The organism is Stenomitos rutilans (assembly GCF_059505485.1).
This window is the reverse complement of sequence record NZ_JCACKR010000090.1, coordinates 373966-389660: the sequence shown is the minus strand read 5'-3', so window position 1 is coordinate 389660 and position 15695 is coordinate 373966. Positions and strand designations below refer to the sequence as shown.

The 15695-nt window shown below is 49.2% G+C and carries 15 protein-coding genes; 10 read left to right on the top strand and 5 right to left on the bottom strand.

Going from position 1 to position 15695, the window contains the following annotated elements; all coding sequences use genetic code 11:
• Window positions 1-356 precede the first annotated feature (356 nt).
• The 6 genes from AC5JLP_RS17860 to AC5JLP_RS17835 all read left to right on the top strand — a co-directional run bounded on the left by AC5JLP_RS17860 (window position 357) and on the right by AC5JLP_RS17835 (window position 6043).
• Window positions 357-1307 carry a circadian clock protein KaiA gene (locus AC5JLP_RS17860; RefSeq protein ID WP_496069284.1) on the top strand — a complete coding sequence of 317 codons (951 nt, stop codon included), beginning with the start codon at window positions 357-359 and terminating at the stop codon, window positions 1305-1307.
• 102 nt (window positions 1308-1409) lie between these two features.
• Window positions 1410-1730 (top strand): circadian clock protein KaiB, encoded by a 321-nt coding sequence (kaiB, locus tag AC5JLP_RS17855; RefSeq protein WP_496069283.1) that lies wholly within the window; start codon window positions 1410-1412, stop codon window positions 1728-1730.
• A gap of 99 nt (window positions 1731-1829) precedes the next feature.
• Window positions 1830-3386, top strand: coding sequence for a circadian clock protein KaiC (kaiC, locus tag AC5JLP_RS17850; protein ID WP_496069282.1), 1557 nt, complete (start codon window positions 1830-1832; stop codon window positions 3384-3386).
• A 258-nt stretch (window positions 3387-3644) separates the two neighbouring features.
• Window positions 3645-4178, top strand: a complete 534-nt coding sequence (pyrR, locus tag AC5JLP_RS17845) for a bifunctional pyr operon transcriptional regulator/uracil phosphoribosyltransferase PyrR (RefSeq protein ID WP_496069281.1) — start codon at window positions 3645-3647, stop codon at window positions 4176-4178.
• 111 nt (window positions 4179-4289) lie between these two features.
• Window positions 4290-5324 (top strand): type 2 isopentenyl-diphosphate Delta-isomerase, encoded by a 1035-nt coding sequence (gene fni, locus AC5JLP_RS17840; RefSeq protein ID WP_496069280.1) that lies wholly within the window; start codon window positions 4290-4292, stop codon window positions 5322-5324.
• Window positions 5325-5536: 212 nt separating this feature from the next.
• Window positions 5537-6043 (top strand): DUF726 domain-containing protein, encoded by a 507-nt coding sequence (locus AC5JLP_RS17835; protein WP_496069357.1) that lies wholly within the window; start codon window positions 5537-5539, stop codon window positions 6041-6043.
• 126 nt (window positions 6044-6169) lie between these two features.
• Here the strand turns inward: AC5JLP_RS17835 and AC5JLP_RS17830 are convergent, their stop codons facing one another.
• Both AC5JLP_RS17830 and AC5JLP_RS17825 read right to left on the bottom strand, forming a co-directional pair.
• Window positions 6170-7804, bottom strand: a complete 1635-nt coding sequence (locus tag AC5JLP_RS17830) for a PRC-barrel domain-containing protein (RefSeq protein WP_496069279.1) — start codon at window positions 7802-7804, stop codon at window positions 6170-6172.
• A gap of 73 nt (window positions 7805-7877) precedes the next feature.
• Complete coding sequence (locus AC5JLP_RS17825) at window positions 7878-8075, bottom strand: hypothetical protein (protein WP_496069278.1); 198 nt, start codon at window positions 8073-8075, stop codon at window positions 7878-7880.
• 549 nt (window positions 8076-8624) lie between these two features.
• Between AC5JLP_RS17825 and AC5JLP_RS17820 the strand changes: the two genes are divergently transcribed.
• The gene (locus tag AC5JLP_RS17820; RefSeq protein WP_496069277.1) at window positions 8625-9047 is read left to right on the top strand and encodes a transposase family protein; all 423 of its coding nucleotides are present in this window, start codon (window positions 8625-8627) and stop codon (window positions 9045-9047) included.
• A gap of 104 nt (window positions 9048-9151) precedes the next feature.
• Here AC5JLP_RS17820 and AC5JLP_RS17815 read toward each other — a convergent pair whose 3' ends face one another.
• Complete coding sequence (locus AC5JLP_RS17815) at window positions 9152-9937, bottom strand: DUF1868 domain-containing protein (protein ID WP_496069276.1); 786 nt, start codon at window positions 9935-9937, stop codon at window positions 9152-9154.
• A 237-nt stretch (window positions 9938-10174) separates the two neighbouring features.
• Between AC5JLP_RS17815 and holA the strand changes: the two genes are divergently transcribed.
• Complete coding sequence (holA, locus tag AC5JLP_RS17810) at window positions 10175-11155, top strand: DNA polymerase III subunit delta (protein WP_496069275.1); 981 nt, start codon at window positions 10175-10177, stop codon at window positions 11153-11155.
• Between the two features lie 178 nt (window positions 11156-11333).
• Window positions 11334-11657: a DUF1825 family protein gene (locus AC5JLP_RS17805; protein WP_496069274.1), complete on the top strand. Its 324-nt coding sequence runs from the start codon at window positions 11334-11336 to the stop codon at window positions 11655-11657.
• A gap of 88 nt (window positions 11658-11745) precedes the next feature.
• Here the strand turns inward: AC5JLP_RS17805 and AC5JLP_RS17800 are convergent, their stop codons facing one another.
• Window positions 11746-13659 carry a transglycosylase domain-containing protein gene (locus AC5JLP_RS17800; RefSeq protein WP_496069273.1) on the bottom strand — a complete coding sequence of 638 codons (1914 nt, stop codon included), beginning with the start codon at window positions 13657-13659 and terminating at the stop codon, window positions 11746-11748.
• 291 nt (window positions 13660-13950) lie between these two features.
• On the opposite strand from AC5JLP_RS17800, the gene tyrS reads away from it, so the two are divergent.
• Entirely contained in the window at window positions 13951-15156 is a 1206-nt protein-coding gene (gene tyrS / locus AC5JLP_RS17795; RefSeq protein ID WP_496069272.1) for a tyrosine--tRNA ligase, read from the top strand.
• 39 nt (window positions 15157-15195) lie between these two features.
• Here the strand turns inward: tyrS and AC5JLP_RS17790 are convergent, their stop codons facing one another.
• Entirely contained in the window at window positions 15196-15633 is a 438-nt protein-coding gene (locus AC5JLP_RS17790; protein ID WP_496069271.1) for a GxxExxY protein, read from the bottom strand.
• Between the last annotated feature and the right edge of the window lie 62 nt (window positions 15634-15695).

Genomic DNA, 15695 nt, shown 5'->3' with positions numbered 1-15695 from the left:
ACCAGCAGGCGCAATCAAAGTTAGAGACACTGACACCATCAGCACATGCACACAAAGACTTTTGTACTGAGGTTTTTATGCTTAGGTATGTTTAGGTGGCTGAAGTCACAACGAGGACTGAAATCACAACGAGTAAAAAGAAGACGTAAACGATTTCGGTCAATAGATGAGCAATACCACTCGATTATGCCCCTGTAGCAGGCTAGTATGCTCAGAGTCCGGCTAGTTTGTAACTATAATTAATTGAGTGCTAGAATCTTAATAAAAATTAAAGCTTTTCGAGCCATTTGCAGTAGACGCTTGAGGTCTAGGAGCAACAAAGGCTGTTTTAATCAGTGTCCAGGTTTTAGATCGTTTTGAACCATCCTTCGCCTAACTTGCAACGTTCTAAGCTCTCGATCGGTATTTTCCTCGAGTCTGAACCGCTGACTCAGGCACTCTTACCCTGGCTAGACCGCGATCGACATCTCATCACACTGCTGCAATCGAGCGATGAGTTCTTCACCTTTGTGGAGCAAGAAAAGCACAGCCTTGATTGCCTGGTTCTACGTAGCAGCCCAACCTTACCTCAGCTTGCGCATCAGCTACACGGTCAGGCAACGCTGCTTCCAGCAGTTGTGGTGAGTGAAGAGCCATTAGCCACCGTTGAGAATAGCCAATCAAGCACCTCTCCTGCTGCTATAGAGCCAACGCGGGTCAGTAAAGCAGTCGATTACCTTGGGCTTGCCTTTGCCTATCACACAGCAGAAGTGTGGATTACACCGAATCAATTTGAAGCCGTTAACGATGACATTGAACGGGCGATCGATCAATTCCTTCACCTTTCGCCAACGTGTCGCTTAAGCAACACACTTTCAACGGTTGATCTGGCGACAGATCTCAGTGCTCAAAACTTCCTTATGTTGCAACAGCGGCGATTATCAGAAAAGCTCAAAGAACGACTGGGTTATCTCGGCGTTTATTACAAGCGCAATCCACGCAATTTCTTCCGCTATTTGTCCGCAACACAGCAGCAAGAAGCCTTAGCGCAACTCCGCAGTGAATATCGAGAGATTGTTTTACATTACTTTGGAGAAGACGACACGCTCAATCAGCGCATTGATGAGTTTGTCAATTCTGCCTTCTTTGCCGATGTTGCGACGTCGCAAGTGGTAGAAATCCACATGGATTTGATGGATGAGTTTGCGAAACAGCTAAAATTGGAGGGCCGTAGCGATGACATTTTACTAGATTATCGCCTGACGCTGATTGACACGATCGCTCATCTATGCGAGATGTATCGACGTTCTGTACCAAGAGAAGCGTGAGCTTGATCCGTGAAACGGTATTGCAACCTCTGTCTCTTTAGGAAACGATCGCACTAAAATAATGAGGCATCAGCCCTGGCTTTTATGCTTGTTGAACCTTCTATGAGCTCCCTTAAAAAAACCTACATCCTCAAGCTCTACGTTGCTGGAAATACACCAAGCTCAATTCGCGCGCTGAAAGTCTTAAATGACATTCTTGAAAAAGACTTTCAAGGTGTTTACGCGCTGAAAGTGATTGATGTTTTGAAGAATCCTCAACTTGCCGAGGAAGATAAAATCTTAGCAACTCCAACGCTGTCTAAAATTTTGCCGCCGCCTGTACGTAAGATTATTGGTGACTTGTCTGATCGTGAAAAAGTGCTCATTGGGCTGGATCTCCTCTACGAAGAGCTACGAGATGACGCTTTTGACTTGCTAGAGTAACCGATCAAACTGTTCACGATAGGGCGTATGCTACCAATAGCAAAACGGTACGGCACAACGACAAACAAGCCAGTTTATCGATTGTCTTAATCATATCCTATGAACCAACTGAGCCAAAGTTCACCAAACGGCGAACACAACATCCCCGGTGTGCAAAAAATTCGCACCATGATTGAAGGGTTTGACGACATTAGCCACGGTGGATTACCCACAGGTCGTACAACCCTCATTAGTGGGACATCCGGCACAGGCAAAACACTATTAGCCATTCAATTTCTGTACCACAGTATTGTTGATTTCGACGAATCAGGTATTTTTGTCACGTTTGAAGAATCTCCCGCTGATATCATCAAAAATGCCTTCAGTTTTGGTTGGGATCTACAGAAATTTATTAATGAAGGCAAGCTTTTTATTTTAGATGCATCTCCCGATCCAGAGGGGCAAGATATAGCAGGTAATTTTGATTTATCAGCTTTGATTGAGCGGATTCAGTATGCGATTCGTAAATACAAAGCGAAGCGGGTGTCGATCGACTCTGTAACAGCCGTTTTCCAACAATACGATTCCGCTGGTGTGGTGCGACGCGAAATTTTTCGGTTGGTCGCTCGCCTCAAGCAAGTGGGCGCAACTACGCTGATGACCACAGAGCGTGTGGAAGAATATGGCCCCGTCGCTCGTTTTGGCGTCGAAGAATTTGTCTCCGATAATGTGGTGATTATTCGTAACGTATTGGAGGGGGAACGACGGCGGCGAACGATCGAGATTCTCAAACTACGTGGCACTACCCACATGAAGGGGGAGTATCCCTTCACCATTACCAATAACGGCATCAATATCTTCCCACTGGGAGCGATGCGTTTAACTCAGCGATCGTCTAATGTGCGCGTTTCATCTGGAGTCAAAACGCTGGATGAAATGTGCGGCGGCGGCTTCTTTAAAGACTCCATTATTCTGGCAACGGGGGCAACTGGAACCGGCAAAACCATGATGGTGAGCAAGTTTTTGCAAGATGCTTGCCAACGAGGCGATCGTGCCATTTTGTTTGCCTATGAAGAGTCACGCGCTCAGTTATCTCGCAATGCCTATTCCTGGGGCATCGACTTTGAAGAATTGGAGCAAAAAGGCGTACTGAGAATTATCTGCGCCTACCCAGAATCAGCAGGCTTAGAAGATCATTTGCAGATTATTAAAACCGAAATTGCTGAATTTAAACCGTCACGAATTGCGATCGATTCTCTTTCAGCTCTGGCTCGTGGTGTCAGCAATAACGCCTTTCGTCAGTTTGTGATTGGCGTCACTGGTTTTGCCAAACAAGAAGAAATTACGGGCTTCTTTACCAATACGTCTGATCAATTTATGGGGTCGCATTCCATCACCGATTCCCATATCTCCACCATCACCGACACAATTTTGATGCTGCAATACGTTGAAATTAGAGGTGAAATGGCACGAGCAATCAATGTCTTTAAGATGCGAGGTTCCTGGCATGACAAAGGCATTCGTGAATACACTATTAGCGAGCGTGGCCCCGAAATTAAAGACTCCTTCCGCAACTTTGAGCGCATTATTAGTGGCTCACCCACACGCATTGCAATTGATGAGAAAAGCGAACTGTCACGCATTGTCAAAGCAGTGCAGCCAAAAGATGAAGGATAGAGAGGAGAGTTTTGAATTTTGAGTTTTGAATAGGGCAGTTCTAAATCATTCGTGAAAAGTATGTTATGTCTGCCCCAGTCAGTCGTCAGCCCAGATTTAAAGCTGACCGCTGTAGCTTACTTCTCCGAAGGAGTAAGCTAAATCAGAATCATACTCACAAAGCAAATAGGATCGCTATAGCAAAGCCGTATTTGCTATTCAAGCAGGTTAAAAATTAACTCGACACTCAAAACTCTCAACTCAAAACTCTTAACTCTTATGTCTCCAGAAGTGGTCGAAATTCTTTCAGCGGAAGAACTCCGTCGAACCGTGACGCGCTTGGCATCGCAGGTAGTTGAACGATCGGATCTCTCTAAACTCGTGCTCCTGGGTATCTATACGCGAGGGGTCAACCTGGCAGAAGTGTTAGCCCGTCAAATTGAGGCACTAGAAGGTGTGGTGGTGCCATTGGGGGCGATCGACATCACCTTCTACCGTGATGATTTGGACAGTATTGGCATTCGCACTCCAGCCAAAACCGATATTCCCTTCGACCTTTCTGGTAAAACCGTCGTGCTGGTAGATGATGTCATTTTCAAAGGGCGCACCATTCGAGCGGCCTTAAACGCAGTGAATGATTATGGTCGTCCAGAGGTCATTCGTCTGGTCGTACTGGTCGATCGCGGGCATCGTGAACTGCCCATCCATCCCGACTTCATCGGCAAGCAACTCCCTACAGCCAAAGAAGAACAGGTCAGGGTTTATCTCCAAGACATTGATGGACACGATGGAGTGGAGTTAATCAGGGTGTAGGGGTTAGGGTGTAGAAGAAAGGCTTAAGGATAAAGGATGAAGGCTAAAAGTGACGTTAACAGCTTTAGCCTTTGCTTATAGCTCACACCTCACATCTCACACTCTCACTTCATGGAAACCCAGATTCGTAAAGCTGACCACCTTCGCATTTGCCTGGATGAAAATGTCCAGTGTCGCCAGATTACAACAGGCTTAGAGCGCTATCGCTTTACCCACTGCTGTTTGCCAGAGATCGATCGCCATGACATTACTCTGACGACCACCTTCCTTGGTAAGACGCTAGGCGCACCGCTTTTGATCTCCTCTATGACCGGAGGCACAGACCATGCCAAAGCCATCAATTACAGATTGGCAGCCGTTGCCCAACACTATCGGTTAGCGATGGGTGTTGGTTCTCAGCGGGTTGCTGTTGAGCAGCCAGACGTTGCTGCAACGTTTGCCGTCCGCGCCGTTGCTCGTGATATTCCGCTCTTTGCAAATTTAGGGGCGGTGCAGTTGAACTACCGCTATGGTCTGGATGAGTGCCGCCGTGTGGTCGATGATCTCGAAGCGGATGCCCTCATTCTGCATCTAAATCCGCTGCAAGAATGCATTCAAACCAGAGGCGACACCAACTTTCAAGGTTTGTTAGACAAAATTGCGGTGTTGTGTGAGACATTGCCTGTGCCCGTGATTGCCAAAGAAGTGGGTAACGGCATTTCAGCCGCAATGGCAATCAAGCTGATGGAAGCGGGCATTGCCGCGATCGACGTAGCAGGAGCAGGCGGTACGTCCTGGGCCTTGGTGGAAAGCGAACGTGCAACGGATGACCAGCAGCGTCGCTTGGGTAAAACCTTTGCAGAATGGGGGCTACCGACGGCAGAATGTCTGACCGCAGTAAGAGCGATCGCCCCGCACATGCCCCTCATTGCTTCTGGTGGACTGCGCGATGGGCTGGAAGCCGCCAAAGCGATCGCGCTGGGTGCAGATCTGGCTGGCATGGCACTCCCGTTTTTGCAAGCGGCCCACGAATCAGAAGCGGCACTTTACGAACTGGTCGAGATTTTGATGGCTGAAATGACAACCGCCATGTTTTGTACGGGGTGTGAAAATTTGGAAGCTCTGCGATCGCCCAGTATTTTGCAAAAAATTAGTTGCCCTGATTAAACGAATCAGCTTGAGGGAATTCTACATATGCAGAGCGTTTCTTCTAAAACAACATTCTCATGCAAGATCCTTTTCTAGTTGAAGTTGAACCATCCAAAGGCTGGTCTGAAGGACTTATAATTATTAGGGGATACAGGTCAGAATATAGCTTTGATTGAAGTACCCAAAGTGACTGGAAGTGGTTTTTAAGAGATACAGGATGGAAGGGTTCAATCCACTATCTTTGGTGGGATTCAACAGACAAACTTTGCGCCAATTGGAGCGGAGTAAAGGAACGTGCTGAAAACGTCGGTAGAGATCATTTCTACCAATTAGTTAAAAACCTTCCAGACAAATCTGTGTCAGTAATTGGCTACTCACTCGGCGTTCAGGTTGTTTACTATGGGCTAAAAAACTGGTCGCCATCTAAGAAATTATTAAACAACACGATTCTTCTTGGTGGGGCTGTTCGAAGGACTAAAGAATGGGGAAGTTCAACTTCAAGCCTGGTTGGACAAGTTGTTAATGTCTATAACTCTCTAGATCCGACATTGATGAGCCTCTATCGAAGTGGAGAGTTTTTAGTAAGGTCGAGTCCATGTGGACTTAAACCGATTAAAGGCTATCATCCTAAAGTTACTAACATCAATGCAACATCTTTAGTCAGAGCATCTCACTCTGAAGTAAATTACTTACGTGCTTTGAGACAGACTGTAGGACAAAGATTGTGGGGTATTTAACCATCTCTCAATTCGCTACTGAGCGCATATAAGCGGTCTCCCTGAAAGTCTGGCAGAAATCAGGGAGGTGTTCTCAGTATGTTTTATTTGCTGGCAGTGTCACAATTAGTTCGCTTGCAAAGACGGTTAATGGTACGACTCCAGAGCGGCTGTGCCATGCTCGGAGGCGCGAATTTCACGATCGTCGATCGTGGGTTCCTTCGTATAGACAGAGCCAAGCAGCACATTGAGAACGCCGCCCTCGTCTGCTAAGCGCACGGCACGATGGGTAATCAGTTCACCCACATTGAGAATCACGTTGTCCTGCGGATCGAGGATGACACGCGTGACTGGGCGACCGAGCGCTTGCTCAATGCGTTGCTGCTTAATCGCACGGGCACTGCGGCCCTGGAGTTCCTGCGCTTTTTCTTGTAACGTTTGCCAGAAGTTGCTTATGTTTTCTTGGGCAAGAGCAGTGCGATCGTGGAGTTGCGATCGGCCTTCCAACCAGGCATCATCGGCACTGGAGCGAATGGCTTCTGCTGGCGCTAACCCAACCGCACTTAACAACGCGACTTCTTTGCCATGCAGTTTGGCATCAGCAATCACGGAGTCGGTAACGATTTGCCCAGGAGCCGCGATGATAAAGCCATCGGCTGTTTGCACCATGCGCGATGCTCGACGGCCTTTTGCCTGGTCAACCGTACTGCGTGCCGCTAGTTCACTGGCAGATTGACGAATCGTTACAGCCGCGCTTTGGGTCGCATTCTGAATGCGATCGCTTGCCATTGCTGCCGTTTGCTGTACGTTGCGGCTTAATGGTGCGGTGACACTACCGCCCGTTGCAACATAAAGTGCATCCAGCATACCCAACTGCTCTGCACGCTCAACCAAAGCAGGCGCTACTTCTTGACCTTGCAGGGCCAGGATCGTGTTGTCTTGGGTAAAAAGGTCTTGCTCTATGCGGCGACCGATCACAAAAAGCCGCTGCTCGGTTGGGTCAGCTAATTGATTGGTGAAGGTTGCTGTGGCAGAGCGATCGAAGTCCTGGAACTTACCGCCCACCTCTTGCAGTTGATCGGCTGTGGCTTCGCTTGCAGTCTGTAGTGCTTCGGTAGCGGCCTGTCCCGCTTCCTGGAGCCGTAGGTTAGCCACCTCAGCCGATGCCTGCAATTGACGGTTCGCGGCATCTGCCGATGCTTGCAGTCTACGGCTTGCGGTATCTGCTGTTTCTTGCAGTCTGCCACCAGCCGCCTGAATGCCACCTTTAATGCCACCAACTTGCTCACGCATTAGCTCAGCGGTTTCGGGTGGTACAAAGGCGACATCGCGTCCAATTTTTAATGTTTTGGGAGCGGGCACAAACGATCGCCCAGAGTACACATCTGAAAACAAGCCACCGGAGGACTCGTAGCCTGCAACCGTACCAGAGCGATTGTCAAAAAATAGATCGACTAACGTACCCAGATTAAGCCCGTCTGTGGTCAAAATTCTGGTGCCTTTCAGGACGTTGTTATGACGCAAAATGGCTTTGATTTCGGGATGCTTGTGCGCCTTGATCACCGACGCTTGAGATGCAACGACAACCGCATCGGCACCGATCGCCATAACCTCTTCTAAGAGAATCACTCTGGCATCGCGAAACACACCTTTCTCCTGCACCAAGAAACCCAAAATTTGATTACTTTCCTGATCAAAAATTAAATCTTGGATGCGTTCAATTCTTAAACCTGTGTCGTAAGTAACGACGACTTTACCGATGACATCACTGCCTTTACGCATGGCTGTTATCCCTCATGACTCCTGCTAAAACGATGAGATCTTGTGTCCGTGTGCTCTGCTTCAACGCATTCTTTTAATGCTGATGCCGAGCTATTACATGTTCACTAGTGACATGGCTTTGTAGTGGGCTGTAGCGATCGTCACGTCCAAAACCAGGAACTACATTTATGACGCCAATATATTCCAGTGCAACACCAATGACCGCAGCAAGTGTGATTAGCGCTGTAATGTTTTCGCCCGTATGAGACTGCTTCCCAACAAGTCTTGGCATTTGTTACTCCTTCAAATTTGAGATGCTATGTAAAACTCGATTAAACGGACGCACTTTTAAAGCGGTCAGCGGTCAGCCCATGTAGCACGTTCAGTTTAATTGCGTCGGACCACTTAGTAATTTCCTTTCCGCTTACTAGAGCCTCTTTTAATGATAAGAAACAACGTTCTTAGATTTCCCTACCAGGCGAGGTATCTTTTTTTACGCGGCAGTCTGTATGAAGGCAGAGATGATTGGATGAAAAATCTTTTCGTAATCGCCTACTCCGTTCTGCACTTTGAGGATACTGGTGGCGAATTCAAGAAAAAAAGGCACGATTGGAAGATCAGTGGAGCGACGCACCGGGTTTGGACAGGGAGAACAGCTATAACTCTACACCCCAAAACTTTGAACAGATCCCTGCTAAGGAACGAGAATTAATTAAAGTGTGATCTTGAGGTACGGGCGTACGGTCGTGCGCCCCCTACAGAACATCTCACTTGTCGAAGTTATTCAATCCGCGATCCTAAGACCGCTCGGATTGCCCGACAAGCTTTTCCAAAAGGGAATGTGTACCTGAACCTGCGCGATGAGTTAGGAGTGGTCTACGAGGATGAACAAGTTGCCGAGTTGTTCTGTGCCACGAGCGGACAAGCGGCTTACTCGCCTGAACCATTAGTGATGGTGAGGGTGACGCAGTTCATGGAAGGACTGAGCGATCGACAGGCAGCCGAAGCGATGCGGAGTCGAATTGATTGGAAGGATGGGTTGGGATGGTCGCTGCGTGATGAAGGCTTTGATGGCGTGAAGCAGCTCCCGCCCCATCATCAGTTAATTGACTCGCCGTATGATGTTGACGCCCGCAATCGCACCAAACATGGGCTGAATTGGATGGACTACACGGTGCATCGGAGTGAAACCTGTGACAATAGCGACGTGAATCTGCTCGCCACCAATATCCTCAAAGTGCAGGGCGGTGCAGGCGATTATTGAAAGATTTGGCAGTCAATCAGGGTTACAGGCGCTTCAACCATTAGCCTCGTAGCGGTTAGCTCAACCACCAGAGCGCTGAAAGATACGTTCACAATGCAACGATCTTAGAACTCGAAGATGGCCCAATCTGGTTCGCGGTAGTAGCGGGTCATGTCATCAAACTTGCGTAACTCAACCCGATCGACCCAAAACGCTTGAGGTTCCTGCTCCAGCCATTGCTGGTTGAGTTGTACAAAACTGTCGCTCAGAGCCGCAAGTAGCTCAGACGAAGGAATAGAGCCGAAATACCCCAACGTGATGTGAGGCGTAAAGTAGTACTGTTGTTCAATGCCTAACCCAATCAAATCTGAGTTCTGAAAGATGGCGCGGCGGAGTTTCAACGCACGATCGTAAGAATGCTCATCGGTCGGCGCTAGACACACCGCGATCGCCCGTGGCATGACCATCAGCCCCAGTGCTTGAAACTGTAGAGGTTTCCCTTCAACCATCGCATGAGATTGACGGAAAATCGTTGCAATCTGGGTTTGAAGCTGTTCTTCAAACCCAGGGTTCTCCTGACTGGCATCACGAAAGGCACTATCCCAGATTAAATCTGCCACCGTAAGGTGAAAGCTTTCCGGTGGCACAGGCACAAATAGCTCCCCGCCCAGCTTATGCAGAAGTTGCTGCTGATACTGGTTCAGGCTCTCGTGCAAAGTCACATTTTTTGTGTCCTCGCTTCCTGGCGGCGTCACGATCGTATAGCCGGGAAACGGAGCTGCTTTTCGACCACTTGCCGGGTCGTGTTGAAATTTGGGAGATTCCTGAAGATGCTGCACCTGAGAGCGATACGTTTCCGGTAGGATCAAACGCATCGCCCGATTCAGATAAGTCTGATAGTTCTCGTCCAATGTCGATCGCCTCGCAAGATTATTTCATCATATCTATGACTGGGTGCTTCTCTAGGACTGGGTGTTTTAGAGAGCTGATGCATCTCGCTATGCGTAGATACTGACCGATGCTCACCTGCACAACCCAACCGTCAAAGACCAGCGTGCAAAAATAGTTGATCCCCACCATAATCTAAAGCCAATTGGGCAGGATTGCTAGGACAATACAATTACGGGCGAGAACGGGAGGTATTCAAAATGCCAATTTACCTGTACTGGGGCGAAGATAGCTTTGCGATCGCCCAAGCAGCAACCACGCTCCATCGGCAACTGCTTGATCCCGTCTGGAGCAGCTTTAATTACGACAAAATCACCGCTGAGCAGCCCGATGCTATCATGCAGGGCTTAAATCAAGCTATGACTCCACCCTTTGGCGCAGCTCATCGTCTGATCTGGCTAGCCGAAACCACGCTCTGTCAGCGCTGTCCTGAAGCGATTTTGACTGAGCTAGAACGCACATTACCAGAGCTGCCCGCAAGCACCACTTTGCTATTGACCACCAGCAACAAGCCAGACAGTCGCTTAAAGTCTACAAAACTACTCCAAAAGCACGCCACGCTTCAAGAATTTTCTCTCATTCCCACTTGGAAAACCGATTTGCTGGTCAAGCAAGTGAAGCAAATTGCGCAAGCTGTTGGGGTTAAGCTAACTGCTCACGGTGCGGAACTGCTAGCCGATTTGGTAGGCAACGACACGCGGCAACTGCATAGCGAACTAGAAAAACTGTGGCTGTATGTCGGTGACTCGCATCAACCGCTAGATGAAGTGGCGATCGCTACACTTGTAACCGCCAACAGCCAAAGCACCATCCAGCTAGCCGCTGCCATCCGCCAGGGACAAACATCCCAGGCGCTTGACTTAGTTGCGGACTTGTTGCGCCAAAATGAACCCGCTCTACGCATCGTCAGTAGCCTGGTCACACAGTTTCGCACCTGGCTGTGGATTAAAGTGATGCGAGATGCAGGCGAACGCAGCGAACAAGAGATTGCCAAAGCCGCCGAACTGCGCAACCCCAAGCGCCTCTATTTTTTGCAGAAAGAGGTAGAGTCACTGTCCTCCCAAACGCTGGTGCAGACCCTGCCGTTGCTGCTAGAGCTAGAAGCCAGCTTGAAGCGAGGGGCCGATGATCTGATCACATTGCAAACTAAAATTATTGAGCTATGTGAGCTATGCCGATAATGGCGATCGGGTACGCTTGAGCGATTGGTGCAGTGCCAGACACAATGCCCCTCTTCTTTTAGGTAGTGAAACCCCTACCGATCGCTGATTTAAACGGATCGGGCATTGAATTAAGATAATGGTGTCAAGCGCGACCACAGTCTGCCTTGGCACATATCAATAGCGAAGATTTAAACCGATGGGATTTTTTGATTCTGAAATTGTCCAGCAAGACGCCAAACAGCTTTTTGAGGATTATCAATCGCTGATGGTGCTTGGGGCTGATTATGGGAAGTTCGATCGCGAAGGTAAAAAGCTGTTCATTGAACAGATGGAAACTATGATGGAGCGCTACCGTATCTTCATGAAGCGCTTTGAACTCTCTGAAGATTTTATGGCCCAAATGACTGTGGAGCAGCTTCGCACCCAGCTCGGTCAGTTTGGTATGACTCCCCAGCAAATGTTTGACCAAATGAACCGCACGCTAGAGCGAATGAAAGCTGAAGTCGAGAGAACGGCGTGATAGCTGTTGGTTGTATAGCCCTTTGGGCATTCAAGAAAGGTTTCTAGTTGTTAGACAATTCTTCTAACAACTAAAAACTAATCGCTTTCTAGGGTCGGCTAAACTCTGAGGGCGATCGAAAATTTTCTACAGGTATACCTTGCAGTGCCTGTTGCATAAAGTCACGCCAGATCGGTGCAACGTACCCGCCACCCGTTGCGCCATGCCCTAGCGGACGGTAATCGTCGTTCCCGACCCATACGGCGGCTGATAGTTGAGGCACATAGCCCACAAACCAGATATCTCGTTCCGAGGATGTGGTGCCCGTCTTACCAGCGGCGGGACGATCAAGCCTTGCTGCCACTGCCGTTCCCCGGTTGATGACGCCCTGTAGCACGTCGGTCAGCGAAGCGGTTGCCCACGGATCGAGTACCAGTTGTGGTTTCGGCGTGTTATCTAGCAAAACATTGCCGGTGCTGTCTGTAACCTGCACGATCAGGGTTGTTTCCGAATACCAACCGTTGCTAGCAAAGGTAGCGTAGGCTCCAGCCATTTCTAACGGCGTGAGATCAACCGAACCAAGTGGCAAGGAAACCACAGGCTCGATCGGGCTGCGAATGCCGATCGTTCGGACGACATCGATCACCTTGTTCAACCCAACTTCTTGCCCAATGCGAACGGCTGGAACGTTGCGCGATTGTTCCAAGGCCGATCGGATAGGCATTGAGCCACGGAACGTGTGATCGTAGTTCTGCGGCGAGTAGTATTCGTAACCATCGGGATAGCTTACAGGCGTATCCGAAATCGTTGAATCGGGCGTGAACTTACCAGAGGCAAACGCTGTGTAGTAGACAAACGGTTTAAATGCCGAACCAGGCTGCCGTAAAGATTGCATAGCTCGGTTATATTGGCTCTTACGATAATCCACCCCACCAACCATCGCCTTCACAAAATGGGTGCGCGGATCGACGGCTACTAAAGCCATTTGGTCAGCATAGACGCCCTGATTCAGTAAATTTGCATGCCCACGAGCGACAACATCTTCAGCAACACGCTGGAGCTTGGTATCAACTGTGGTTTGTACTCGCATCCCACCCTTAAGGACAGCATCTTTCCCAAACCGCTTTGTCAGCTCCTGCACTGCTGCTTCGGTGACATAGGGTATGGTGCTACCTTGAAAAGACGTGATTTTACCCAGTTTGATGGGTTGTTTCCGGGCAGCTACTTCCTCTTGGGGCGTAATCCAGTGCAAATCTCTCATGCGACGCAGTACAGTTAGCTGCCGTTGCTTCGCAGCCTTGTAGTCAATGAAAGGGCTAAGGCTTTCGGGAGCTTGAATCAGCCCTGCCATCATGGCAGATTCCGCCAGAGTCAGGTTTGCAGAAGATTTGCCAAAATAGCTTTCAGCTGCCGTTTCAGCGCCATAGGTGTTGTGTCCCCAGTAGACCTGGTTCAGGTACATCTCAAAGACCTGAGTTTTGGAGAAGATTTGCTCCAACCGGAGCGCCAGCACAGACTCTGCCACTTTGCGGCTAAAGGCACGTTTCGGTGTGAGAAACAGGTTTTTGACCAACTGCATGGTCAGGGTCGAGCCGCCTTCAACCGTTGACCCTGTTGACCAGTTTGCTAAGAAGGCGCGCATGACGGCACCTGGGTTTACTCCATGATGAGAGTAGAAGTAGCTATCTTCGATCGCCAACACAGCCCGCTTGAGGTTGGGCGAGATCTTGTCTAGCGGCACGACTTCTCGGTTTGCCTCGCCATGAATGCTGGTCAGCAGCTGGCCCTTCACATCGTAGATATGGGTCGTCTCGCTGGGCACATAGCTACGGAGAATGCGCACATCTGGCAAGTTACGAAAGCTGATAGCTAGACCCACCAGCCCACCAGCGACGACAGAACTCGTCAGCATCGTGACGCCAAGTACCATACCACCCGTCACCTTGCCAACGGTTTTAACGATCTGATAAATCGTGTCTGGTGCGCCAGGGTGTTTGCGTTGTTGAAGAGTGTTGGATGCCACGACGACTTTAAATCCTTGCAACGATGAAACAGGGCAGTCTTTAGCGATCGTGTTAGGTAGTCAGCGATCGCGTCACAGGTACTCAATCATACTATTCATGCCCGAAACGGAGGTATCCGCACGGCTTTAGCAGCAAGGTTAACATCATAACTACGGGATGGATGACAAACCACGTTAAATTAATGGCAGGCAGCTTGTTGATAACTTCATTAAGGAAGTGCCAATGCGCGTTAGCCTTACCAAGCATTTGAGGCTCTGTGCCCTGTTACCCTTCCGTGTTTTTTGATAACAATGTCTAATCTGTCCTGGCTGCGACGTGGCATCAGCGAAATTTTTCCCGATCAGGTCGAGTCTACCAGCGGTGATGAGAATCTGGAGCAACGGTTAGCGCAGAGCGATCGCCCTCTTCGTATCAAGTTAGGCATTGACCCGACCGGGACGGACATTCATCTAGGGCATAGCATTCCGATGCGGAAGCTGCGAGCGTTTCAGGATGCGGGACATACCGCTATTTTGATTATTGGTGACTTTACCGCTCGTATTGGCGACCCCACAGGCAAATCAGAAGTCCGCCGTCAGTTAACCGAAGACGAGGTGCGCGCCAATGCCCAGACGTATCTGAATCAAGTTCGTCCGATTTTAGACTTTGAAACACCAGGACGTTTGGAAATTCGCTACAACTCAGAGTGGTTGTCGAACCTGAATCTCAGCAAAATTCTACAGCTCCTCGCCACCACAACGGTTGGGCAAATGCTGGCAAAAGAGGGGTTTTCAGAACGCTATGACAAGGGCGATCCCATCTATTTGCATGAATTCCTGTATCCCCTCATGCAAGGCTACGACTCTGTTGCCATCGAAGCCGATGTTGAACTTGGCGGCACTGATCAAAAATTTAACATTGCGCTCGGTCGAGATTTGCAGCGTCACTTCGGGCTACGTCCCCAGTTTGGGCTACTCGTCCCCATTTTGCTAGGTACCGATGGCATTCAAAAGATGTCGAAATCGCTGGGAAACTATGTGGCCTTGTCAGAAGATGCGCTCACTATGTACTCCAAGCTAGAGAAAACATCCGATACGCTGCTTAAGTCCTACTTTGAACTGCTCACCAATTTGCCGATCAACCATATCCCTGAGAATCCCCGCGAAGCGCAAAAGCTGCTGGCGCTGACGGTCGTTACCCATTATCACGGTGAAGCCGCTGCGAAACAGGCACAACAAGATGCGATCGCCCTCGTGCAAGGCAATACGACTCAGGCAGATACGGTTCCTGAATTCTCCCTGTCTTCAGTACAATTTCCTGCCAAGCTGTTCTTCCTTGTCAGTGCCAGTGGTTTATGCAAAAGCAGTTCGGATGCACGACGTCAAATTCAAGGGGGAGCCGTGCGGTTAGATGGGGAAAAGGTTGAGGAGGTCGATCGTGTCTTCAATGTTCCCGATGATCTCGTTGGCAAAGTGTTGCAACTCGGCAAAAACAAATTCGTCCGCTTCCTCATCTAACCCTTTTCTCAGTGAACTTAGCGTCTCGGCGGTTTCATCTCACCGCTGAGGCGCAGAGAACGCAGAGGTTTCTTGAAAGTTGGTGGCAATTCGCTTCAGACCGCTCTTGAGAACAGGGACATTGAAATTAATTAGCAATCCCACAGTTAAGCAAGAGAGTTTGAGATAGGTTAGCAATTGTGCGCTGTGAACGGGTAGAAGCACCTCAACCGCTTTTAGCTCCAGAATCAGCCTATCCTCCACCACTACATCCAGACGATACCCACAATCTAGCTGGACACCCTTATAGACTATGGGTAATGGCTTTTGGCGCTCAAACTCCAGACCAGCCAACGATAGCTCATAGCAGAGGCAGTGCTCGTAGGCAGACTCCAATAGCCCTGGCCCTAGATGACGATGCACCTCAATACACGCTCCGATCGTCTGCTGCGTTAACTCATCAAAACTCCGCGTCTCCGCGTCTCTACGGTTCATCATCAGACCTCAATATCAACCCTCCCATTCAGCATTCTTTTTTGCCGTGAAGGATAAATTGGCAA